Below are 21,185 nucleotides of genomic sequence, written 5' to 3'. Positions count from 1 at the left end.
GCACCACACCGTCGATCACCGACCCTTCGAGTCAGAACCTGCGTCCGGATCCGTTGGGTCCGACCCCTCGTCGAGCGCATCCCAGATCATCCGCTCCGACATCCCGTCCGCTGCGCTTTCGCTGTTGACCGCCTGCCGGCGGGCGGCCGGTGCGACGTACTTGGTGGCGCGCGCGGTCGCGGCGGACCGGATCAGCAGCACCGCGGCCGCCAGGGTCAGCACGGCCGCGGCCACCGTGACCCCGGCTCCCACGTACTGGCGCGACGAACCGACCAGCGCGGCGACCGGGACCTGGGCCAGGTCGGCGCCGCGCACCGCGATATCGCGGACCACCCACAAGCTGATCCCCAGGTAGGCCAGCGCGGCGCTGCAGACGGCCACCAGCACCGCCAGCAGCCGCAGCGCCCAGCCGCGCACGGCCAGCGCCGCAACCGCCGCGGCCAGCAGCACCAGAGCCAACGGCACCAGCGCCGTCGACCACTGGGCACCCGTCAGGGTCGAGGACTTGGGCTGTCCGAGGCCGTCGAAGGACTGCACCTGGACCCAGGTCAGCCGCGACGCACCCCACAACGCCAGCGCCGCCAGCGCCAGCAGGGCCTGCGCGATCCGGATCACGGCGTCTGCGCCTCGGGAATCTGCACCGGCGGGCAGGAGCGCAGCGACCGGGGAATCTGAAGCGTCTCGGCGGCAGCCACCGCGGCCAGCACCGCCTTGGCCTTGTTGGTGGACTCGTTGTACTCGTACGGCCCGTTCGAGTCGGCCACCACGCCGCCGCCGGCCTGCACGTAGGCGGTGCCGTCGCGCATCAGCGCGGTGCGGATGGCGATGGCGAAGTCGGCGTTGCCGGCGAAGTCCAGGTAGCCGAGCACCCCGCCGTACAGCCCCCGCCGGGTCAGCTCGACCTCCTCGATGAGCTCCATGGCCCGCACCTTCGGCGCCCCGGACAACGTGCCCGCCGGGAAGCAGGCGGTCACCGCGTCCAGGGCGGTGCGGCCCTCGGCCAGCTGCCCGGTGACCGTCGAGACCAGGTGCATGACGTGGCTGTAGCGCTCGATATGGCTGTAGTCCTCGACCCGTACGGTGCCGGGCTCGCACACTCGGCCCAGGTCGTTGCGGCCCAGATCGACGAGCATGAGGTGCTCGGCGCGTTCCTTGTCGTCGGCCAGCAGCTCCTTCTCCAGCAGGACGTCCTCCTCCTCGGTGGCGCCGCGCCACCGGGTGCCGGCGATCGGATGGGTGGTGGCCTTGCCGTCCTGCACCGTGACCAGGGCCTCGGGACTGGAACCGACGATCGAGAAGTCCAGGCCGCCTTCGGCGTTGGGCGCGTTGAACAGATACATGTAGGGGCTGGGGTTGGTCACCCGCAGCATTCGGTAGACGTCGATGGGATCGGCGGTGGTGGTCATCTCGAACCGCTGCGACGGCACCACCTGGAACGCCTCACCGGCTTCGATGTCACCGACGAGCTTGTCGACGATGGCGGTGTACTCGGCGACGGTGCGCTGCGAGCGGTGCTGCGGTGCGGGCCGGGAGAAGGTGGCCACCGACGAGTGCAACGGCTCACCCAGCGCGGCCGTCATGACATCGAGGCGGGCCACCGCGTCGTCGTAGGCCCAGTCGACCCGCTCGTCGGTGCCGTTCCAGTTCACCGCGTTGGCGATCAGCGTGATGGTGCCCTCGTGGTGGTCGACGGCGGCGATATCGGTGGCCAGCAGCAGCAGCATGTCGGGCAGGTGCAGATCGTCGACCGTGTGTTCGGGCAGCCGCTCCAGCCGGCGCACCAGGTCGTAGGCGAAGAAGCCGACCAGGCCCGAGGACAGCGGCGGCAGGCCCGGCACCGGCGCGGTGGCCAGCAGCTCAAGCGTGCTGCGCAGCGCCTGCAGCGGGTCACCGCCGGACGGGGCGCCCTGCGGGGTGCTGCCCAGCCACACGGCCTGGCCGTCACGCACCGTCAGGGCCGAGGGCGCACCGGCCCCGATGAACGACCAGCGCGACCACGACCGCCCGTTCTCCGCCGACTCCAGCAGGAAGGTGCCGGGGCGGTTGGCGGCCAGTTTCCGGTACGCCGACAGCGGGGTCTCGCTGTCGGCGAGCACCTTGCGGGTCACCGGGACCACCCGGTGCTCGGCCGCCAGTGTCCGGAAATCCTCGCGTGAGGTGGTTGATGCCAGTGTCTGCACGGGGCAATCCTCCCAGACGGACGACAGCGACCTCGGCATGCGTCGCTCGCCCCAGTAGCGTGATGAATCATGACTGCCTTGAAGACGGGTGACACCGTCGCGGAGTTCGAACTTCCCGACCAGACGGCCACCGTGCGCAGCCTGTCGGGGTTGCTGGCCGACGGACCGGTGGTGCTGTTCTTCTACCCGGCCGCGATGACACCGGGCTGCACCAAGGAGGCCTGCCACTTCCGCGACCTGGCCGCCGAGTTCGCCGCCGTCGGCGCGACCCGGGTGGGGATCAGCGCCGACGCGGTGGACAAGCAGGCCCGCTTCGCCGATCAGCAGAACTTCGACTATCCGCTGCTGTCGGACACCGACGGCGTGGTGGCCACCCAGTTCGGGGTCAAGCGCGGCCTGCTCGGCAAGTTGATGCCGGTCAAGCGGACCACGTTCGTCATCGACACCGACCGCACCATCCTGGCGGTGATCGCCAGCGAGTTCAGCATGGACACCCACGCCGACAAGGCGCTGGAGGTGCTCAGGGCGCGTTGAGGCCGTACGTGGCGCCGGTCCGTGCATCCGGTCAAGGGCATTGCCGTAACGGCACTCTCCGCGGTGATCGAGGTGGGCGTGCCGGTGCCGACCGCGTCACGATGGCTACACTTGGACGAAACTCCTCAGACAAGTAGAGAGGTTCACGGTGACGTCGCCGATTCGCCAGGTGCAGCGCCATCCGCTGGCCGGCCAGGCGGCCGAGCTGCTGCTGTCCCGGATCCGCGCCGGTGAATGGCCGCTGGGCCACCGCATTCCCGGTGAGACGACCCTGGCGGCCCAGCTCGGCGTGGGCCGCTCCACGCTGCGGGAGGCGATCCGCGAGCTGGCCGGCAAGGGCGTGCTGGAGAGCCGCCAGGGCGCCGGCGTGTTCGTCACCGCCACCGATGTCACCGAGGACTGGGACACCGTGCTGCGGCGCACCACCATCGCCACCGTCGTGGAAGCCCGCATCGCCATCGAAGCCGAGGCGGCCGCACTGGCCGCCACCCGGCGCACGCCTGCCGATCTGCGCGATATCCGCCGGACGCTGGCCGCCCGCGGCGTACCGGGTCAATCGGTGCCCGACCACGTCGACGCCGATATGGCGTTTCACCGCGCCGTGATCGCCGCCGCGCACAACGAGGTGCTGCTGCAGTTGTTCGACGCGTTCCTACCCCGGCTGCGTACCGCCATGATCGACATGCTCAAGATCGCACCGTCCGGCTCGTTCTCCGAATCCGCCGACCACGCCTGCCATCAGGAACTCACCGAGGCCATCGCGGCCCGCTCCCCCGAGGCTGCTGCCGCCGCCAGCCGTACCCATTTGACCGCTTTGATGGAGTCCTTCACATGACACCGGTGCTCGAGATCGACGACGTCACGTTCCGCCGCGACGGTAAACAGATCATCGACGGCATCTCGCTGACCGTGCGGTCCGGCGAGCACTGGGCGCTGCTGGGTCCCAACGGCGCAGGCAAGAGCACCTTGCTGGGTTTCTGTGCGGCCGTGACCTTTCCGACCTCCGGAACGGTGCGGGTGCTCGGCAATCAGATGGGCAAGACCGACCTGTCCGTGCTGCGCCGCGATATCGGTCACGTGAATCCGCGGCACCGGCTGCAGTACCCGTTGACCGTGCGTGAGGTGGTGCTCACCGGGATCACCGCCACCATCGATATCGCGGCCCGCTGGAGCCCGAGCGCCGCGCAGCTGGCCCGCGCCGACGAACTCATCGACACCGTCGGCCTGTCGGCACGCGCGGAGTCGGTGTGGCCCACCCTGTCCCAGGGCGAACGGGGCCGCACCCTGATCGCCCGGGCACTGATCGCCGAACCGCGGCTGCTGCTACTGGACGAGCCGACCACCGGACTGGATGTGGCCGCGCGTGAGCAGCTCTTGGAAACGCTTGACACGCTGGATGATTCACATCCGGATATGGCTTCGATCCTGGTGACCCACCACCTGGAGGAGCTGCCCACCTCCACCACCCACGCGCTGCTGATCGGGCACGGTCGCACGGTGGCCAGCGGCGCTGCGCGCCAGACCGTCACCACCGATCATGTGACGACGGCTTTCGAACACCCCGTCACCGTCGGGTTCGAAGACGGCCGCTGGTCGGCCCGGGCCAAGGCGAGTTCGAAGGTGCTCTAGGCCTCCCGGCGGCGGCGCCGCGCTTCGCGGTGCCGAGTCACCGGCGTGGTGTCCAGCACCCGGTTCACCATGATCGCCAGGAACCGCGCCGGCGCCAGCCCGGGCGGGACGGTGTCGTGGCGGATGGTGATGTCCGGCAGCGCCGCCAACGCCTCGTCCACCGCCGCGGTCTCGACGTCGACGATCTCGAAAAGCACGTCGGGTTCCGCCTTTTCCAGGCTGTCGACCTCGTCCTCGGCGGGCGGGGCGCCGTCGCTGTCATAGTCGATCATGATGAGCGCGACGGCGTGGTAGGCGTCGTCCTCGGTGCCGAGTTTGGCCAGCAGGTCGATCAGCCATTCGGCCTTGTCCGGCTCGGTGGTCAGGATGGTGGAGCGCAGACCGTAGACGAAGCCGAGCGCGGCCAACGGGTGCCGCAGCCGCAGATTCTTGGCGTCGCCGTAGCTTTCCTCCACCCGGTTGGCGGCGTTCTTGCCGAAACTGGAATCCATCCGCTTGGTGCTGATCAGCAGTTCCGGGCCGGTGTCCCAGTCCGACATCACGATGTCGACCTGCTTCATGTAGTGCTTGCCGAGCACGCTGGCGCTGGACCCGGCCACCCCCTTCATCGACCGTTGCAGCCGGTGCTCGATGAGCTGGCGTTCCTTGACGGGCAGCGCCTCGAGCAGGCTGGCGATGGCGCTGGGCATGATGCGCGGTTCGGTGGCCCGCGGCCACACCGCGTTCGGATCGAATCCGGCGCGGCGCAGCTCGTAGGACAGCCAGACGTCCAGGGCCAGCGCGGGTACGCCGGTGGTGGACGGCGCGTCCAGGTACAGCGGCACACCGAGCAGGCGGCGCAACACCCGGAAGTCGGGCTGATACACCAGGGTGTCGTCGACCCGGCGCCACGGGCTGGTGTGCTCGCCGTGCGGGGCGGCATCGGCGACGATGCGGTCGAAGATGGCCCACGCGGTGGCCTTCGCGGAAGGTTTCGACGGAGGTTTCGCGGCTGGCTCAGCGGGCACGCCGCGACCTTACCGCCCGCCGGGTGGCCAGTGAATCACGTGCTGCACGAATCGAATCCACGTCAACGAGACCGAGCGCGGTGTCGACGGCGTGCACGGCGTCCAGCAACCGGCCCCGTGACAGCAGACCCGCCACGGTGCGCCGGGCCGCGCGCAGCTCGCCGGCGCGGGCACCGACCAGCTCGGCCGACGGCACCAGCCAGCGGTCCGCCTCGCGCGGTTCGAGCTTGAGGATCCCGCCGCCGTAGGAACGGCCGACGATCTCGGCGTGCAGCACCGTCGCCGAGTTGAGTGCCGCCAACGGCAGCAGATCCTGTCCGAGCCCGACCAGCCCGTCGTGCAGATACACGCCGTGCACCGAGTTGAGATGATGCGCCCCGGCACGATTGGTGATCAGGCGCGGGGTGTCGGCGTTCATACAGGTCAGCAGCAGGTGCGCGGGCGGCAACAGCGGGACGGCGAACCACGGGCTGCGCACCCGGCACTTGTAGGCCAGGTGCACCCCGGCCGCATGGCCGGCCGCGATATAGCGCTGGGCGGCCGTCGATCCGGCACCGGCCGGCCGGAACAGGTGGGTCGCCTTGCCGTCCTGGCCCAGCCGGTCCAACTGTGCGGTGGTGAGGGTGAGCCCGCGCAGGTGTGCGCTGCCCGGCGGGGACAGCGGCAACAGATCGGCCGGCCGCAGGCCCAGCTCCCGCACCCGCGCCGGGGACAGCGCGAAGAAGCCGTTGTTCCCGGTCACCATGCCCAGCGTGGTGTCACCCCAGCGGTCCAGGGTGGCGAACCGGCCGGTCTCGTGCAGCGCGTGCAGTTGACCCACCGGCGCCGCGCCGACCAGCCCGCTGACCCACTTGTCCGACGGATCCAGTGGCGCCCAATGACGTTGGGCCAGTTCCGATGTCAGCGATTGGGCGTTACGGGCCCGGTGGATCACCGCGTGCCCGGACGGGCCACCGCCGAAGCCGTCGGCCAGCAGCAGCACCACGTCGGCCTCGGCCCCGGGGAACACCTGCTCGTCGAACATCACCAGTTCGACGGTCGCGAAACTGTCGAACAGGAATTTGCGCACCGGCGCCGCGTAGTTCACGCTCAGCAGCTCGGCGGGCAGCACCAGTGCCATCCGGCCGCCCGGCTGCAGGAACAGCGCCGCGTGCACCGTGAAGGCCGCCCAGCTCGATGCGAGGCCGGACAGGCTGACCCCAGCCTGCAGGGCCGCCCGCCGGGACTGGGCCCGCGCCTGGCCCCGGAAGTCCTGATAACGGATATAGGGCGGGTTGCCGATCACCGCGGTGTACGACGGTTGCGGGTCCACGGCGAAGAAGTCGGCGGTGCGGATGCGTGCGGTGGCACCGGCCTCGGCGACGCGCGCCCGGGCGGCCCTGGCGCTGGCCGGATGGATCTCCACCCCCTCGAGTACCGGGGCATCGGCGCCCAGCTCGGACAGCCGGCGGGCCGCCGCGACCAGGAATGCCGCCTCCCCGGCCGACGGTTCGAACACCCGGTCGCCGGGCGCCCGGACCGCCCACTGCGCCAGATAGCGGGTGATCTCCGGCGGGGTGAAGAACGCCCCGCGCGCTTTGCGGGCCCCGGCGGAATCGATCACGCTGGCCATTCTGTCCGACGACACCGACAAGTCGGCGCAAGACAGCGCCGAGGGTCACTTCCCCGCGATTCGCTTCGATTGGCTAAGCTTTCAGGCATGTCGAAGTCAGTCTTGGCCACCGTGGTGGCCGCCGGCGCAATCCTCGGGTCCGCCCTCGGCATGGGTACGGCGGCCGCCGAGCCGCCGGTCGATGCCGGCGGTCCCGCTCTGGAGGCACCGGCCAACGCGCCCAAGAAGCCCGCCGAGGCGTGGCAGGGTCACCCGATGGTCTGGTGGGACTGGGGTTCGGGCGGGCACTGGGGCGTCTGGGTCAACGGGCAATTCCTGCCGTTCAGCTGAGTCAGGCCTCGGGCGCCAGCAGTTCGTCGGCGTCGAAGCAGCTGTGATCGCCGGTGTGGCAGGCGCCGCCCACCTGGTCGACCTCGAGCAGGACGGTGTCGCCGTCGCAGTCCAGCCGCACCGAGCGCACGTGCTGGGTGTGCCCGGACGTGGCGCCCTTGATCCACTGCTGGCCGCGGGACCGTGAGAAGTAGGTGGCCTCACGGGTTTCCAGCGTGCGGGCCAACGCGTCGTCGTCCATCCAGGCCACCATCAGCACGTCACCGGTGCCGTGCTCCTGCACCACGGCGGTGAACAGCCCGTCGGCGTTGCGCTTGAGCCGGGCGGCGATACCGGGATCGAGATTCATCGGCATTGTCCACTCTTCGCGCAAGCGCTCATCGCACCGTGATCCCCTCGGCCGCCATGGCCTCTTTGACCTGACCGATCGTCAACTCCCGGAAATGGAACACGCTGGCCGCCAGCACCGCATCCGCACCGGCCGCGACGGCGGGCGGGAAATGGTCCACCGCTCCGGCGCCACCGCTGGCGATCACCGGCACCGTCACCGCCGCACGCACCGCGCGCAACATGTCCAGGTCGAAACCGGCCTTGGTGCCGTCGGCGTCCATCGAGTTCAGCAGGATCTCCCCCACGCCGAGTTCGGCCCCGCGCCGGGCCCATTCGACCGCGTCGATGCCGGTGCCACGCCGGCCGCCGTGCGTGGTGACCTCCCAACCCGACGCTGTGGGTGCCGAACCCGCCGGGACGGTGCGGGCATCGACGCTGAGCACGATGCACTGCGAACCGAACTGGTGGGCCAACTCGGCGAGCAGTTCGGGGCGGGCGATGGCGGCGGTGTTCACCGATACCTTGTCCGCACCGGCCCGCAACAGGGTGTCCACGTCCTCGACCGAACGCACCCCGCCGCCGACGGTGAGCGGGATGAACACCTGCTCGGCGGTGCGGCGCACCACCTCCAGCATGGTGGACCGGCCCGACGACGAGGCGGTGACGTCCAGGAATGTCAGCTCGTCGGCGCCCTCGGCGTCGTAGGCCGCCGCCAGCTCGACGGGATCGCCGGCATCCCTGAGGTTTTCGAAGTTGACGCCCTTGACCACCCGGCCGGCGTCGACGTCCAGGCACGGGATGACGCGGGTGGCCAACCTACTGTCACGGTCACTGGTCACAGGTGATCCTCCGGGCTACCGGCGGCGGCGATGATCTCCAGCATGCGCTGGTGCACGCCGGGCGCGGCGGCCAGTGCGGACTTCGACTCCGCGGTCCACGGCGCTCCGAACAGGTCGGTGACGATACCGCCCGCGGCCCGCACCAACGCCACTCCGGCGGCGTGATCCCAGATGTGATGACCGAAACTGATGGCCGCACCCAGGATTCCGCTCGCCACGTAGGCCAGGTCGACGCCGGTGGCGCCGTGCATGCGGACCCGGGAGCACTCACGGCTCAGGTTGGCCAGCACCGCGGCCCGGTACCGGCCGGGAAAGCGGCCCCGCGAGTCGATGTTGAACGTCTGGATCCCGACGATGGAGTCGGCCAGTGTCGGCGTGTCCAGCGCCGGCAGCGCCACGCCGTTGTCGCGGACGGGACCTCCATCCAGCGCGGTGTAACGCTGACCCATGAACGGCAGCCAGGTCAGCCCGGCGACCGGTACACCGTTGTGCAGCAGGCCCAACAGGATGGCCGCCATCGGTGAGCCGGCGGCGTAGTTGAAGGTGCCATCGATCGGGTCGAGCACCCACACCAGCTCGGAGTCGATCGGCTCGCCACCGAATTCCTCACCGTGCACGCCGATCCCGGTCTGTTCTTGCAGTGCGGCCACCACCTGCCGCTCGATGGCCAGGTCGATCTCGGTCGCGAAATCATTACCCTTCTTGCGGACGGCCGAGTCCGCGCGGTGCCCCGCGATGAACTGAGCCGACGCCGCATCGAGAACGTCGGCCGCGGTGGCGACCAGCGCGTCCAGCCGGATGGGATCCATGGTCGTTATCCGCCGACCGCGGCCAGCGCCTCGGGCAGGGTGAAACGTCCCGCATAGAGCGCCTTCCCGACGATGGCACCCTCGACGCCGCGGCCGGTCAGGGTGGCGATGGCGCGCAGGTCCTCGACGCTGGACACCCCGCCGGACGCGATCACCGGCGCCCCGCTGCGTTCGGCGACCTCGCCCAGCAGATCCAGGTTGGGCCCGGTCAGGGTGCCGTCCTTGGTGACGTCGGTGACGACGTAGCGCGAACAGCCCTCGCGCTCAAGCCGTTCCAGCACCTCCCACAGGTCGCCGCCGTCGGTTTCCCAGCCGCGGCCACGCAACCGGTGTTGCCCCTCCACGATCTGGACGTCGAGCCCGACGGCCACCTTGTCGCCGTACTCGGCGATGGCGGCCGCACACCAGGCCGGGTTCTCCAGCGCGGCGGTGCCGATGTTGACCCGCGCACAGCCGGTGGCCAGCGCGGCCCGCAGCGATTCGTCGTCGCGGATACCGCCGGACAGTTCCACCGCGACATCGAGCTTGCCGACCACCTCGGCCAGCAGTTCGCGGTTGGAGCCGCGCCCGAACGCGGCATCCAGGTCCACCAGGTGGATCCACTCGGCACCGTCGCGCTGCCAGGCAAGGGCTGCCTCCAGTGCCGACCCGTAGTCGGTTTCGCTGCCCGCCTTGCCCTGCACCAGGCGCACCGCTTTGCCCTCGACCACGTCGACGGCCGGCAAAAGAATCAAACTCACAGTCCCTCAACCCAATTCGCTAGCAGCGCCGCGCCGGCGTCGCCGCTTTTCTCCGGATGAAATTGTGTCGCCGACAGCGGGCCGTCCTCCACGGCCGCGATGAACGGCACATGGTGTGTCGCCCAGGTGACCAGGGCCTCGGGCCGGCCCTGCCACTGCTGTGCGGCGTACGAGTGCACGAAGTAGAACCGGGTGTCGGCGTCCAGGCCCCGGAACAAGGTACTGCCTGCGGGCGCGTCGACCACATTCCAGCCCATGTGCGGGATGACCGGCGCGTCCAGGCGCGTCACCGCGCCGGGCCACTGGCCGCACCCGGTGGACTCCACCCCGAATTCGACACCGCGGGCGAACAGGATCTGCATGCCCACGCAGACGCCGAGCACCGGTCGGCCCGCGGACACCCGTTTGGCGATGATCTCGTCGCCGCCGATGCCGCGCAGTCCCACCATGCAGGCCTCGAAGGCGCCGACGCCGGGCACCACCAGACCGTCGGCGTTCGCGGCCGCGACCGGGTCACTGGTGACCTCGACCTCGGCTCCGGTGCGCTGCACCGCACGCTGCGCCGAGCGCAGGTTGCCGGACCCGTAATCCAGCACCACCACCTTTTTGGGGGTCACAGAGTGCCCTTGGTCGAGGGCACCCCGGTGACCCGCGGGTCGAACTCGACGGCCTGGCGCAGGGCGCGGGCCACCGCCTTGTACTCGGCCTCGGTGATGTGATGCGGGTCCCGACCGTAGAGGGTGCGCACGTGCAGGGCGATGCGGGCGTTGAACGCCAGCGACTCGAACACGTGCCGGTTGATCACGGTGTGGTACGGCGCCGTGGCCCCGGCACCCGATCCGGAGATCGTGAAGGACACCATGAAATCCGGCTCGCCGGTGTGCACGAAGTACGGCCGCCCGGACACGTCGACGGCGGCGTGCGCCAGCGTCTCGTCCATGGGGATGAAGGCATCGCCGAACCGGCGGATGCCCTTCTTGTCCCCCAGGGCCTGGCCGAGTGCCTGGCCCAGCACGATGGCGGTGTCCTCGACGGTGTGGTGACCCTCGATCTCGATATCACCCTTGGCGTGCACCGTCAGGTCGAAACTGGCGTGGCTGCCCAGCGCCGTCAGCATATGGTCGAAAAACGGTACTCCCGTACTGATATCGGTTCTGCCCGAGCCGTCGAGGTCGATCTCGACGACGATGTCGGACTCCTTGGTCTTACGTTCGACCCTGGCGCGGCGGCTCATGAAGCTCCTTGTGCGGACAAAGCGGATTCGGCGATCTCGGCGCTGACGTCGAGCAGGGCATCGTTCTCCTCGGCCAGGCCGATGGTGGCGCGCAGGTAGCCGGGGATGCCGACATCGCGGATGAGCACGCCGGCATCCAGGTAGCGCTGCCATACCGCGGGCGCATCGGCGAACTCGCCGTAGAGCACGAAGTTGGCGTCGCTGGGGATGACCCGGAAGCCCATCTCGGACAAGGCCTTCGACACTCGGTTGCGCTCGGCGATGAGCAGCGCCACGCTGGCCAGCGTGTCGTCGGCGTGCCGCAGCGCGGCACGCGCGGCCGCCTGGGTCAGCGAGGACAGGTGGTACGGCAGCCGGACCAGCAGCAGGGCCTCGATGACGGCCGGATCGGCGACCAGATATCCCAGCCGGCCACCGGCGAAGGCGAACGCCTTGCTCATCGTGCGGGTGACGATCAGTTTGGCCGGGTACTCGGCGACCAGGCCGATGGCGCTGGGCTGCGAGGAGAACTCGCCGTACGCCTCGTCCACGATGACAACCCCTGGGGCCACCTCGAGCAGCTGGCGCAGTTCGTCGACGGTGATGCTCTGGCCCGACGGGTTGTTCGGGCTGGCCAGGAACACCACATCGGGCTGGTGTTCCTTGACGGCGGCAACCGCCACGGCGGTATCCAGGCCGAAGTCCTGCGCCCGGGCGGCCTGTAGCCATTCGGTCTGGGTGCCGTCGGAGATGATCGGGTGCATCGAGTAGGACGGGACGAAGCCCATGGCGGTGCGGCCCGGTCCGCCGAACGCCTGCAGCAGCTGCTGCAGGATCTCGTTGGAACCGTTTGCCGCCCAGACGTTCTCGGTGGCCACCGGGACACCGGTCTGGCCGGTCAGGTAGGCCGCCAGGTCGGCGCGCAGAGTGACCGCGTCCCGGTCTGGATAGCGGTGCAGGTCCGACGCGGCGTCGCGCACCGACGCGGCGACATCGTCGACGAGCGCCTGGCTCGGCGGGTGCGGGTTCTCGTTGGTGTTGAGCCGCACCGGCACCTGCAACTGCGGCGCACCGTAGGGACTCTTGCCGCGCAGGGTGTCCCGCAGCGGCAGGTCGTCGAGGGATATGCGGGACACTAGCGTTCGAACCTCCGTCGTACCGCCTCGCCGTGCGCGGGCAGGTTCTCCGCCTGCGACAGCGTGATCACATGGCCTGACACGTCTTTGAGCGCGGCCTCGTCGTATTCGACGACGTGGATACCGCGCAGGAAGGTCTGCACCGACAAACCGCTGGAGTGCCGCGCGCAGCCCGCGGTGGGCAGCACGTGATTGGAACCCGCGCAGTAGTCACCCAGACTGACCGGCGACCAGGCGCCGACGAAAATCGCTCCCGCCGAACGGATCCGGCCGGCCACCGCGGAAGCGTCGTCGGTCTGGATCTCCAGATGCTCGGCGGCGTAGGCGTTGACCACCTTCACTCCGGCATCGATGTCGTCGACCAGCACGATGGCCGATTGGCTGCCGGTGAGCGCGGCGGTCACCCGCTCGCGGTGCACGGTGGTCTGCAGCTGGTTGAGCACCTCCGCGTCGGACGCGGCGGCCAGCGCTTCGCTGTCGGTCACCAGCACACTGGCGGCCATCTCGTCGTGCTCGGCCTGACTGATCAGGTCGGCGGCGATGTGCACGGGATCGGCGGTGTGGTCGGCCAGGATGGCGATCTCGGTGGGACCGGCCTCGGCGTCGATACCGACCTGCGAGCGGCAGATGCGCTTGGCGGCGGTGACGTAGATGTTGCCCGGGCCGGTGATCATGTCCACCGGAGGGTGATCGGCGTCCCCGTAGGCCAGCAGGGCGACCGCCTGCGCACCGCCGACGGCCCACACCTCGTCCACACCCAGCAGCGCCGCGGCGGCCAGGATGGTCGGATGCGGCCGCCCGCCGAACTCCTTCTGCGGCGGGCTGGCGATCACCAGCGATTCCACCCCGGCGGTCTGCGCGGGCACCACGTTCATCACCACGCTGGACGGGTAGACGGCGTTGCCGCCGGGCACGTACAGCCCGACCCGTTCCACCGGAACCCAGCGTTCGGTGACCGTCGCTCCCGGGGCCAACGTGGTGGTGGTGTCGGTGCGGCGCTGGTCGGCGTGCACCGCGCGGGTCCGTTCGATGGCCACCTCCAGGGCGGCACGCACGTCCACGGGCAGGGCGGCCAGCGCCTCGGTGAGCGCGGAGACCGGCACCCGCACGGTTTCGGGGCGCACTCCGTCGAACCTCTGGCCGTACTCCAGCGCGGCCTGCGCACCGCGTTCGGCGACGTCGGCGACGACGGGGCGAACCGTGGGCAGCACGGCGTCGACGTCCACGTCACCGCGCGGCAGGACGCCCCGCAGCCGGGCCGCCGACAGCGCGGTGCCCCGCAGATCGATGCGGGCCATGACGGGTTGCGGTGCGCTCACCCGACTATTGTCCCAGAGCAGGCCAAATCGAATTCACGAGCCATGGGAGACGCCATGTCCGCTGCACAATCCAGGCACGAGCATCCGAACAACGCGCCCGGGGTGCCGATGATCTTCCCGCCGTGGCTGGAGAACTTCCAGATCAAATACATCAACCCGATGATCGCCCCGCTGGCCAAACGGCTGCCGGGGTTCACCGTCGTGAAGCATCGCGGCCGCAAATCGGGCACGCCGTACGAGACGACCGTCACCAGCTTCCGCAAGGGCGACACCTTGGCGATCGGCCTCATGCACGGCAAGACCAACTGGGTGAAGAACGTGCTGGCCGCCGGCGAGGCCGATGTGCACCTGTTCAGTGGCGACATCCACATCACCAACCCCCGGGTGCTGCCCGCGGGCACCGACGATCCGTCGCTGCCCCGGATGGTCCGGCTGGTCGCCCGCAAGTCGGGTGTCTTCGTGGCCGATATCAGCTGATATCGGTTTGACCGGGGCTGCCAGACTGATCGCATGACGTGGCAGGTATGGCTGGCATTCCTCGGTGCCGCGATCGCGATCAGCGTGTCCCCCGGCGCCGGAGCGGTGCAGTCGATGGCGACCGGGATGGCGCACGGCCTGCGCCGCGGCTACTGGAGCATCCTCGGCCTGGAGATCGGGCTGATGCTGCAGCTGGCCCTGGTCGCCGCCGGGCTCGGTGCGGTGGTCACCCGGTCGGTCATCGCGTTCACCGTGATCAAGTGGATCGGCGTCGGCTACCTCGCGTACCTGGCCATCAGGCAATGGCGCACCGCCACCACCGACCTGCGCGAGACCGTCGGCAAGGTCGGCCACCACGGCGGCGGCCGGGTTGCCCTGGTCACCCGCGGCTTCCTGGTGAACGCGACCAACCCGAAGGGCCTGGTGTTCTTCCTGGCGGTGCTGCCGCAGTTCGTGGTGCCGACGGCACCGCTGTTGCCGCAGTATCTGGCAATCGGCGCGACGATGATCGTCGTCGACTGCGTGGTGATGGGCCTCTACACCGGCCTGGCGATGCGGTTGGTGGGCTGGCTGCACACCCCGCGGCAGCAGACGATCCTGAACCGGGTGTTCTCCGGCCTGTTCGCCACTGCGGCCGTCGTGCTGTCGTTCGTACGCAGGGGCGTGCCGGCCTGATACTTGAGCGATCGTTCCGGTATCGCCGGTAGCATCGCAGCCATGCCTCGCCCCGACCGCAGTCGTGCCGCCCTGCTGGACACCGCCGCACAACTGTTCCGGCGGCAGGGCTACGCGGCCACCGGCATCAACCAGATCCTCGACGTCGCTCAGGTCAAGGCGGGCTCGCTGTACCACCACTTCCCCGACGGCAAGGCCGAACTGGCGGCCGCCGTCGTCGACACCGTCGGCGGCGGAATCGGCGCGGTGCTACGCCAAATGCTGGCGGCCGACGAACCGGCCGCCGATCTCGTGGACCGCTGGGTGGACGTGGCGGCCGCCAACCTGCGCGCCGACGAACGCGACGGCTGCCCCATCGAACCGATCGCCACCGAAGCGGTGACGGCCAGCCCGGTGGTGCGGGCCGCGGCGACGCGGGCGTTCGGCGACTGGCTCGGCGCGGTCGCCGACCGGTTGCGCGCCGACGGCTGGGACCCGGTGCGCGCGGACGAGACGGCGCGGGCGGTCCTCTCGTTGATCGAGGGCGCCCTGCTGCTGTCCCGGGTATCGGGCGAACCCAGCGCGCTGCTGGCGGCCAAGACCGCGGCGCGCGTTCTGCTCGAGCGCGCTTAGGTGTCCAGACCGATGTCGAGGACCCGCACCGAATGGGTCAGCGCGCCGACGGCCAGATAGTCCACGCCGGTGGCCGCGTAGTCGGCCGCCGACTCCAGCGAGAGCCCACCGGAAGATTCCAATCGTGTTGCCGGCGAACGGCTGTCGCGGCGCTGCACGGCGATCTGGGTTTGCCATACCGGGAAGTTGTCCAGCAGGACCAGTTCCACGCCCGCGCCCAGCACGTCGTCCAGCTGCTCCAGCGAGTCGACCTCGACCTCGCACGGCAGATCCGGTGCGGCGGCACGCACCGCGTTCAGCGCGGCCAGCACCGAACCGGCCGCCGCGACATGGTTGTCCTTGATCAGGGCGGCGTCACCGAGGCCCATCCGGTGGTTCACGCCGCCACCGACGCGCACGGCGTACTTCTGCAAGGCGCGCAGCCCGGGCAGGGTCTTGCGGGTGTCCCTGATCTTGGCGCGGGTGCCCTCGACGGCGTCCACCCAGTGCGCGGTGGCGGTGGCGATCCCGGACAGGTGGCACACCAGGTTCAGCATGGTGCGCTCGGCGGTGAGCAGGCCCCGCGCGGGTGCCTGGACAGTCAGCAGGGCCTGGCCGGGCACCAGCCGGGCGCCGTCCTCGACCCGGCCGGTCACGGTGTAGCCGTCGGGACCGAGCACCTGGTCGAGCACGAGTAAAGCGATGTCGACACCGGCGGCCACACCGGGTTCCCGGGTGGCCATCGACGCGGTGGTCATCGCGTCGGCGGGCACGGTGGCCGCGGTGGTGACGTCAGGTCCGTAGCGCAGGTCCTCGTCGAGGCCACGGGCGATGACGGTGCGGGCCTCGTCCAGCTCGTCGGCCGACGGCTTCACCGGGCACCCACCGACACGGCGGCGGAAGCCAGGACGGCAGGCACCCCGGATGCGTCGAGCCGCACGGCGATGCTCTTCGCCTGCGCGGCATCGGTTTGCGGATGATCCACGCGGTGGTGACAGCCCCGGGACTCGGTGCGTTCGGCGGCGGCCACGGCCACCGCCCGTGCGGTCATGGTCAAAGCGGCATCCTCGAAATCGGTGCGGTTGGCAACAACGCGTGTCCCGGCCCCGTCGAGCGCGGCGATCAGGTGGGCCAGCCCGTCGGCATCGCGGACCACGGCGGCGTCCCGGCTCATCGCCTGTTGCAGGGCACCGCGGTCCAGCCTGGGCTGCCCGGCCACCTCCGGCACCCGGGCCCGGACCGGACCGGTCGCCAGCGCGTGCGCGGCGGCGGCCCGTCCGGCGCGGCCACCGACGACCAGGCCTTCCAGCAGGCTGTTGGACGCCAGCCGGTTGGCGCCGTGCATCCCGGTGCGGGCGACCTCGCCGGCGGCGAACAGCCCCGGCAGTTCGGTACGGCCGTGCACGTCGGTGGTGACGCCCCCGCAGCTGTAATGCGCGCCGGGCACCACCGGGATGGGCTGGCGGGCCGGATCGACCCCGGCCGCCAGGCAGGCCGCGGTGACCGTCGGAAACCTGTGCGCCACATCGGCTATCGCGGTGGCATCGAGATAGACGCACGGGTCGCCGGTCTCGCGCAGCCTCGCGTCGATCGCGGCGGCCACGACGTCGCGCGGCGCCAGGTCACCCATCGGGTGTACACCCGCGGTCACCGAACGTCCCCGGCGGTCCAGCAGGACCGCCCCTTCGCCGCGGATCGCCTCGGTGATCAGCGGACGGCGCCCGCCGGCGGCGCCGGCGTACAGCATCGTCGGGTGGAACTGGACGAACTCCAGATCGGTGACGGTGCACCCGGCCCGCAGCGCCAGCGCCACCCCGTCGCCCGTGGAGCCGTCGGGGTTGGTGGTGGCGGCGTAGAGGTGCCCCAGGCCACCGGTGGCCAGGATGACCGCCGGCGCGTGCACCAGGCCGGGCCCGTCCGGGCTGTGCACCAGCACGCCGGTCACCTGGTCGGTGTCGCGGCAGATCTGCAGTGCCACATGGTTGCGCCGGATGTCCAGATGGGTGGCGGCATGGTCGAGGGCGCGCTGCACCTCGGCTCCGGTGGCGTCGCCGCCGGCGTGGATGATGCGGCGCCGGGTGTGTCCACCCTCGCGGGTCAGCGACCAGTGGCCGGGAGTGGACTCGTCGAAGCGGGCGCCGTCGGCCACCAGGTCGGCAACGGCCCGGTATCCGTCGGCGACGATGGAGCGCACCGCCGCTGGGTCGCACAGCCCGCCGCCGGCGGCCAGGGTGTCGGCGACATGCGCTTCGACCGAGTCGTGGTCCTCGCGAAGGGACTCCGGTAGCACCACGGCGATCCCGCCCTGGGCATAGAAAGTGGCCGTTTCGGCAATCTTGCTCAGCACCATCACTTTTCGACCGGCCCGGACCGCGGCCAGCGCGGCGACCAGTCCGGCCACCCCGGTGCCGATGACGACGACGTCAGCGCGCTGTTGCCAGAAGCCGGCACCACCGCACGCGGTCATTCCCCGCCGCCGGGTTGTCCGATCTCGATCATGCGCTGCACGCTCTTGCGCCCGGCCGCTGCAACATCCGCGTCCACGTGCACCTCGTCGGCGCCTTCGACCAGGCAACGCAGCAGCGCGGCCGGGGTGATCATCTTCATGTACGTGCAGGAGGCCCGGTCGTTGACCGCCAGGAAGTCGACTTCCGGTGCGGCGCGGCGCAACTGGTGCAGCATGCCGACCTCGGTGGCGACCAGTACCTGACGGGCGTCCGTCGCCCGCGCGGCGTCGAGCATGCCGCCGGTGGACAGGATCTTGACCCGGTCCTCGGGCACCGCACCCTCACCGGCCAGGTACAGCGCCGACGTGGCGCAACCACATTCGGGGTGCACGAACAGCTCGGCGTCCGGGTGGCTGCGGGCCTGGGCGGCCAGTTCGTCACCGTTGATGCCGGCGTGCACGTGGCATTCACCGGCCCAGACGTGCAGATTCTTGCGGCCGGTGACCCGGCGCACGTGCGCGCCGAGGAACTGGTCGGGGCAGAACAGCACGGTGCGGTCCTCGGGAATGGAGGCGACCACCTCGACCGCGTTGGACGAGGTGCAGCAGATGTCGGTCAGCGCCTTCACCGCGGCGGTGGTGTTCACGTAGGAGACGACGACGGCGTCCGGGAACTCGGCCTTCCAGGCCCGTAGTTCGTCGGCGGTGATCGAGTCCGCCAGCGAGCAGCCGGCGCGCTGGTCCGGGATCAACACGGTCTTGTCCGGTGACAGGATCTTGGCGGTCTCGGCCATGAAGTGCACACCGCAGAACACGATGGTGTCCTCGGGCGCGGCCGCGGCGATGCGGGACAGCGCCAGCGAGTCCCCGACGTGGTCGGCCACGTCCTGGATCTCGGGCAGCTGGTAGTTGTGCGCCAGCACCGTGGCGTTGCGCAGATCGGCGAGCCTGCGGATCTCCGCGGCCCACTGGCCGTCGGCGACAACGCCCCCATAGCCGCCGGGACCGTCGACGATGCGCGACGCCAGCACGCTGGCGTGCTCCCCCGTCGGTGCCCCGGTGCGATACAGGACCGTCATGGCCGTCTCCTTCGTGAAGCCAAGTTTGTGTAGCCCGGTTTTCGACTTACAATCGAAAACATGTCACATACTAGCACCGGGCACGAAGTGCTGGCCGTCGTGTTCCAGGTGCGCCAGCTGTCGACAAAGAAACCGCAGCTCAGCGTGCTGCTATGGGAGCGCGCAATGGAACCGCAGCGCGGCGCCTGGTCACTGCCCGGCGGTCGGCTGCGTCACGACGAGGACATGACCAGTTCAGTCCGTCGTCAACTTGCCGAGAAGGTCGACCTGCGTGAACTGGCCCACCTGGAGCAGCTCGCCGTGTTCTCCGACCCGGACCGAGTACCCGGCCCGCGCACCATCGCGTCGACCTTCCTGGGCCTCGTCCCCTCTCCTGCCACCCCGGAACTGCCACCGGACACCCGCTGGCACCCGGTCTCGGCGCTGCCGCCGATGGCCTTCGACCACGGGCCGATGGTCACCAACGCGCACGCCAGGCTGATCGCCAAACTGTCCTACACGAATATCGGCTTCGCCTTGGCCCCAAAAGAGTTCGCCTTGTCGACACTGCGCGACATCTACAGCGCCGCACTCGGGCACCCGGTCGACGCCACCAACCTGCAGCGCGTACTGGAACGCCGGAACGTCATCACCAGGACCGGCACCACCGCCCGCTCCGGCCGCAGCGGCGGCCGTCCTGCGGCGCTGTACCGGTTCACCGAGTCCCGCTATCGGGTCACCGACGAATTCGCCGCATTGCGCCCGCCCGGGTGAGTCGACTGGATTCTTAGACCATTCTTAAGTAAGAATGCCCGGATGGAACTGGGCAGTGCGGCCACCGCGACCGGCGCCGAGTGGATCGGGTGCGTGCCGCACGAGCCACTCGACCGTGGGGCCCGCCCCCAGTTGCCGCATGACGACCCGTTCTACGCCGCACCGACCGGCTTCCAGCACGCCGAGCCCGGCACCGTGCTGCGCAGCCGCGACGTCGAGGTGGCATTCCTCGGCGTGATACCGCAGCAGGTGCGGGCCGTGCAGCTGCTGTACCGGACCACCGATATGAAGGGCAGGCCGGACGCGGCCGCCACCACCGTGCTGCTGCCGGCCGACCGGGACCTGGCCGGCTCCGCGCCGCTGATCTCGTATCAGTGCGCCATCGACGCCATCACCTCCCGATGCTTCCCGTCCTATGCGCTGCGCCGCCGCGCCGTCGCCCCGGGGGCGGTACCGCAGTTCGAACTGCTGCTCATCGCCGCCGCGATCGCCGAAGGCTGGGCGGTGTCGGTGCCCGACCACGAGGGTCGCGCCGGCAGTTGGGGCACCCCGTACGAGCCGGGCTACCGCATCCTCGACGGATTACGGGCCGCGATCGGCTCCGAACGCCTCGAGCTGTCACCCGACGCGCCGATCGGCCTGTGGGGGTACTCGGGCGGCGGGCTGGCCACCGCCTGGGCGGCCGAGATGAGCGGCGGCTATGCGCCGGAACTGAACATCGTCGGGGCCGTCCTCGGCTCGCCCGTCGGCGATCTGGGCCACACCTTCCGCCGGCTCAACGGCACCTTCGGCTCGGCACTGCCGGCCCTGGTGGTGGCCGCGCTGGCCGACGTCTATCCGGGGCTGCGCCGGATCATCGACGAGCACGCCAACTCCGAAGGCCACGAGCTGCTCGAGCGGCTGCACCACATGACCACCGTGGAGGCCGTGCTGCGCCTGATGCGCACCGATATGGGCGACATGCTGGACCAGCCGCTGGAACAGATCCTGGCCACCCCGGAGGTGCGGCACGTGTTCGACGAGATCAAGCTCGGCGCCGCAGTGCCCAGCCCGCCGGTGCTGATCATCCAGGCCGTGCACGACGAGATCATCTCGGTCGGCGGCATCGACGAACTTGCCGACACCTATGCCTCCGGCGGGGCCAGCGTGACCTATCACCGCGACATGCTCAGCGAACACCTGCTGCTGCACCCGATGTCGGCCCCGATGGCGCTGCGGTGGCTTGCCGACCGATTCGCCGGCCGACCGCTCGATGCCAATATCCGGCGCACCACATGGCCCACCCTGCTGAACCCGTCGACCTATCGCGGCATGGCCAGGCTCGCCGTCATCACCGCGAAAGTCCTCACGGGACAACGCATTCGGCATCTGCCACTGTCGGTGTTCGACCGCTGACAACCGGCGCCCGGCGCCGACTCGAGCTGTGAATCCCTCTCAGCAACCTGTTGCGAAACACCTGCGAAATTGCTGTGCGACCGGCACTATG

General features: G+C 70.1%; 24 protein-coding genes. 9 read left to right on the top strand and 15 right to left on the bottom strand.

Annotation, left to right across the window (positions count from 1 at the left end; genetic code table 11):
- Nucleotides 1-15: 15 nt before the first annotated feature.
- A complete protein-coding gene (locus tag AWB94_RS20190) occupies nt 16-615 on the bottom strand; it encodes a TIGR02234 family membrane protein (protein ID WP_062657190.1) in 600 nt (199 codons plus the stop codon).
- Nucleotides 612-2,219 (bottom strand): anthranilate synthase component I, encoded by a 1,608-nt coding sequence (locus tag AWB94_RS20185; protein WP_062657191.1) that lies wholly within the window; start codon nt 2,217-2,219, stop codon nt 612-614. Before AWB94_RS20185 ends, AWB94_RS20190 begins: the two co-directional genes overlap by 4 nt.
- Nucleotides 2,220-2,249: 30 nt before the next feature.
- On the opposite strand from AWB94_RS20185, the gene AWB94_RS20180 reads away from it, so the two are divergent.
- The 3 genes from AWB94_RS20180 to AWB94_RS20170 all read left to right on the top strand — a co-directional run bounded on the left by AWB94_RS20180 (nt 2,250) and on the right by AWB94_RS20170 (nt 4,343).
- Nucleotides 2,250-2,714, top strand: a complete 465-nt coding sequence (locus AWB94_RS20180; RefSeq protein WP_062657192.1) for a peroxiredoxin — start codon at nt 2,250-2,252, stop codon at nt 2,712-2,714.
- Nucleotides 2,715-2,862: 148 nt separating this feature from the next.
- Nucleotides 2,863-3,549 carry a FadR/GntR family transcriptional regulator gene (locus AWB94_RS20175; RefSeq protein ID WP_234811811.1) on the top strand — a complete coding sequence of 229 codons (687 nt, stop codon included), beginning with the start codon at nt 2,863-2,865 and terminating at the stop codon, nt 3,547-3,549.
- Nucleotides 3,546-4,343: an ABC transporter ATP-binding protein gene (locus tag AWB94_RS20170; protein ID WP_062657193.1), complete on the top strand. Its 798-nt coding sequence runs from the start codon at nt 3,546-3,548 to the stop codon at nt 4,341-4,343. The genes AWB94_RS20175 and AWB94_RS20170 overlap by 4 nt, the downstream gene beginning before the upstream one ends.
- Here the strand turns inward: AWB94_RS20170 and AWB94_RS20165 are convergent.
- Entirely contained in the window at nt 4,340-5,350 is a 1,011-nt protein-coding gene (locus AWB94_RS20165; RefSeq protein ID WP_062657194.1) for a hypothetical protein, read from the bottom strand. The genes AWB94_RS20170 and AWB94_RS20165 overlap by 4 nt on opposite strands.
- Nucleotides 5,340-6,962 (bottom strand): N-6 DNA methylase, encoded by a 1,623-nt coding sequence (locus tag AWB94_RS20160; RefSeq protein ID WP_234811810.1) that lies wholly within the window; start codon nt 6,960-6,962, stop codon nt 5,340-5,342. The genes AWB94_RS20165 and AWB94_RS20160 overlap by 11 nt, the downstream gene beginning before the upstream one ends.
- 87 nt (nt 6,963-7,049) lie before the next feature.
- Between AWB94_RS20160 and AWB94_RS20155 the strand changes: the two genes are divergently transcribed.
- A complete protein-coding gene (locus tag AWB94_RS20155) occupies nt 7,050-7,292 on the top strand; it encodes a hypothetical protein (protein WP_062657195.1) in 243 nt (80 codons plus the stop codon).
- 1 nt (nt 7,293) lies between these two features.
- On the opposite strand, the gene hisI is transcribed toward AWB94_RS20155, so the two are convergent.
- Genes hisI through hisD form a run of 8 tightly spaced genes read right to left on the bottom strand, consistent with a single transcriptional unit; the run spans nt 7,294 to nt 13,657 of the window.
- Nucleotides 7,294-7,641, bottom strand: coding sequence for a phosphoribosyl-AMP cyclohydrolase (gene hisI, locus AWB94_RS20150; RefSeq protein WP_062657265.1), 348 nt, complete (start codon nt 7,639-7,641; stop codon nt 7,294-7,296).
- 28 nt (nt 7,642-7,669) lie between these two features.
- Complete coding sequence (gene hisF, locus AWB94_RS20145) at nt 7,670-8,461, bottom strand: imidazole glycerol phosphate synthase subunit HisF (RefSeq protein WP_062657196.1); 792 nt, start codon at nt 8,459-8,461, stop codon at nt 7,670-7,672.
- A complete protein-coding gene (locus tag AWB94_RS20140; protein ID WP_062657197.1) occupies nt 8,458-9,270 on the bottom strand; it encodes an inositol monophosphatase family protein in 813 nt (270 codons plus the stop codon). The genes hisF and AWB94_RS20140 overlap by 4 nt, the downstream gene beginning before the upstream one ends.
- A gap of 5 nt (nt 9,271-9,275) precedes the next feature.
- Nucleotides 9,276-10,010, bottom strand: a complete 735-nt coding sequence (gene priA / locus AWB94_RS20135; RefSeq protein WP_062657198.1) for a bifunctional 1-(5-phosphoribosyl)-5-((5-phosphoribosylamino)methylideneamino)imidazole-4-carboxamide isomerase/phosphoribosylanthranilate isomerase PriA — start codon at nt 10,008-10,010, stop codon at nt 9,276-9,278.
- The gene (hisH, locus tag AWB94_RS20130; protein WP_062657199.1) at nt 10,007-10,627 is read right to left on the bottom strand and encodes an imidazole glycerol phosphate synthase subunit HisH; all 621 of its coding nucleotides are present in this window, start codon (nt 10,625-10,627) and stop codon (nt 10,007-10,009) included. Before hisH ends, priA begins: the two co-directional genes overlap by 4 nt.
- Nucleotides 10,624-11,244 carry an imidazoleglycerol-phosphate dehydratase HisB gene (hisB, locus tag AWB94_RS20125; RefSeq protein ID WP_062657200.1) on the bottom strand — a complete coding sequence of 207 codons (621 nt, stop codon included), beginning with the start codon at nt 11,242-11,244 and terminating at the stop codon, nt 10,624-10,626. The genes hisH and hisB overlap by 4 nt, the downstream gene beginning before the upstream one ends.
- Nucleotides 11,241-12,359 (bottom strand): histidinol-phosphate transaminase, encoded by a 1,119-nt coding sequence (locus AWB94_RS20120; protein WP_062657201.1) that lies wholly within the window; start codon nt 12,357-12,359, stop codon nt 11,241-11,243. Before AWB94_RS20120 ends, hisB begins: the two co-directional genes overlap by 4 nt.
- Nucleotides 12,359-13,657, bottom strand: coding sequence for a histidinol dehydrogenase (hisD, locus tag AWB94_RS20115; protein WP_062657266.1), 1,299 nt, complete (start codon nt 13,655-13,657; stop codon nt 12,359-12,361). The genes AWB94_RS20120 and hisD overlap by 1 nt, the downstream gene beginning before the upstream one ends.
- Before the next feature lie 75 nt (nt 13,658-13,732).
- On the opposite strand from hisD, the gene AWB94_RS20110 reads away from it, so the two are divergent.
- Genes AWB94_RS20110 through AWB94_RS20100 form a run of 3 tightly spaced genes read left to right on the top strand, consistent with a single transcriptional unit; the run spans nt 13,733 to nt 15,442 of the window.
- A complete protein-coding gene (locus tag AWB94_RS20110) occupies nt 13,733-14,155 on the top strand; it encodes a nitroreductase family deazaflavin-dependent oxidoreductase (protein WP_062657267.1) in 423 nt (140 codons plus the stop codon).
- A gap of 33 nt (nt 14,156-14,188) precedes the next feature.
- Nucleotides 14,189-14,830: a LysE family transporter gene (locus tag AWB94_RS20105; protein WP_062657202.1), complete on the top strand. Its 642-nt coding sequence runs from the start codon at nt 14,189-14,191 to the stop codon at nt 14,828-14,830.
- 42 nt (nt 14,831-14,872) lie between these two features.
- Entirely contained in the window at nt 14,873-15,442 is a 570-nt protein-coding gene (locus AWB94_RS20100; RefSeq protein ID WP_062657203.1) for a TetR/AcrR family transcriptional regulator, read from the top strand.
- Here AWB94_RS20100 and nadC read toward each other — a convergent pair.
- From nadC to nadA, 3 genes are read right to left on the bottom strand one after another with little or no spacing between them, the layout of a single operon-like run.
- Nucleotides 15,439-16,296, bottom strand: a complete 858-nt coding sequence (nadC, locus tag AWB94_RS20095; RefSeq protein WP_062657204.1) for a carboxylating nicotinate-nucleotide diphosphorylase — start codon at nt 16,294-16,296, stop codon at nt 15,439-15,441. The genes AWB94_RS20100 and nadC overlap by 4 nt on opposite strands.
- A complete protein-coding gene (locus AWB94_RS20090; protein WP_062657205.1) occupies nt 16,293-17,888 on the bottom strand; it encodes an L-aspartate oxidase in 1,596 nt (531 codons plus the stop codon). Before AWB94_RS20090 ends, nadC begins: the two co-directional genes overlap by 4 nt.
- Nucleotides 17,885-18,946, bottom strand: a complete 1,062-nt coding sequence (gene nadA, locus AWB94_RS20085) for a quinolinate synthase NadA (protein ID WP_062657206.1) — start codon at nt 18,944-18,946, stop codon at nt 17,885-17,887. The genes AWB94_RS20090 and nadA overlap by 4 nt, the downstream gene beginning before the upstream one ends.
- Before the next feature lie 60 nt (nt 18,947-19,006).
- Here nadA and AWB94_RS20080 point away from each other — a divergent pair, with 60 nt between their 5' ends.
- Both AWB94_RS20080 and AWB94_RS20075 read left to right on the top strand, forming a co-directional pair.
- On the top strand, nt 19,007-19,699 hold the full coding sequence (locus AWB94_RS20080; RefSeq protein WP_062657207.1) for an NUDIX hydrolase: 693 nt from the start codon (nt 19,007-19,009) through the stop codon (nt 19,697-19,699).
- Between the two features lie 42 nt (nt 19,700-19,741).
- Nucleotides 19,742-21,094 (top strand): lipase family protein, encoded by a 1,353-nt coding sequence (locus AWB94_RS20075; protein WP_062657208.1) that lies wholly within the window; start codon nt 19,742-19,744, stop codon nt 21,092-21,094.
- Nucleotides 21,095-21,185: the final 91 nt, after the last annotated feature.

The organism is Mycolicibacterium canariasense (assembly GCF_002101555.1).
Taxonomy (GTDB): domain Bacteria; phylum Actinomycetota; class Actinomycetes; order Mycobacteriales; family Mycobacteriaceae; genus Mycobacterium; species Mycobacterium canariasense.
The sequence above is the reverse complement of the archived record's forward strand: the minus strand, read 5'-3'. Positions and strand labels throughout refer to the sequence as shown.

Bases quoted from the DNA above. Each gene is read 5' to 3' on its own strand.
- AWB94_RS20185 (WP_062657191.1), bottom strand. From the start codon at position 2,219: ATGCCGAGGTCGCTGTCGTCCGTCTGGGAGGATTGCCCCGTGCAGACA.
- AWB94_RS20180 (WP_062657192.1), top strand. From the start codon at position 2,250: ATGACTGCCTTGAAGACGGGTGACACCGTCGCGGAGTTCGAACTTCCC.
- AWB94_RS20170 (WP_062657193.1), top strand. From the start codon at position 3,546: ATGACACCGGTGCTCGAGATCGACGACGTCACGTTCCGCCGCGACGGT.
- AWB94_RS20160 (WP_234811810.1), bottom strand. From the start codon at position 6,962: ATGGCCAGCGTGATCGATTCCGCCGGGGCCCGCAAAGCGCGCGGGGCG.
- AWB94_RS20155 (WP_062657195.1), top strand. From the start codon at position 7,050: ATGTCGAAGTCAGTCTTGGCCACCGTGGTGGCCGCCGGCGCAATCCTC.
- hisI (WP_062657265.1), bottom strand. From the start codon at position 7,641: ATGAATCTCGATCCCGGTATCGCCGCCCGGCTCAAGCGCAACGCCGAC.
- AWB94_RS20140 (WP_062657197.1), bottom strand. From the start codon at position 9,270: ATGGATCCCATCCGGCTGGACGCGCTGGTCGCCACCGCGGCCGACGTT.
- hisB (WP_062657200.1), bottom strand. From the start codon at position 11,244: ATGAGCCGCCGCGCCAGGGTCGAACGTAAGACCAAGGAGTCCGACATC.
- hisD (WP_062657266.1), bottom strand. From the start codon at position 13,657: ATGGCCCGCATCGATCTGCGGGGCACCGCGCTGTCGGCGGCCCGGCTG.
- AWB94_RS20110 (WP_062657267.1), top strand. From the start codon at position 13,733: ATGTCCGCTGCACAATCCAGGCACGAGCATCCGAACAACGCGCCCGGG.
- AWB94_RS20105 (WP_062657202.1), top strand. From the start codon at position 14,189: ATGACGTGGCAGGTATGGCTGGCATTCCTCGGTGCCGCGATCGCGATC.
- AWB94_RS20100 (WP_062657203.1), top strand. From the start codon at position 14,873: ATGCCTCGCCCCGACCGCAGTCGTGCCGCCCTGCTGGACACCGCCGCA.
- AWB94_RS20090 (WP_062657205.1), bottom strand. From the start codon at position 17,888: ATGACCGCGTGCGGTGGTGCCGGCTTCTGGCAACAGCGCGCTGACGTC.
- nadA (WP_062657206.1), bottom strand. From the start codon at position 18,946: ATGACGGTCCTGTATCGCACCGGGGCACCGACGGGGGAGCACGCCAGC.
- AWB94_RS20080 (WP_062657207.1), top strand. From the start codon at position 19,007: ATGTCACATACTAGCACCGGGCACGAAGTGCTGGCCGTCGTGTTCCAG.
- AWB94_RS20075 (WP_062657208.1), top strand. From the start codon at position 19,742: ATGGAACTGGGCAGTGCGGCCACCGCGACCGGCGCCGAGTGGATCGGG.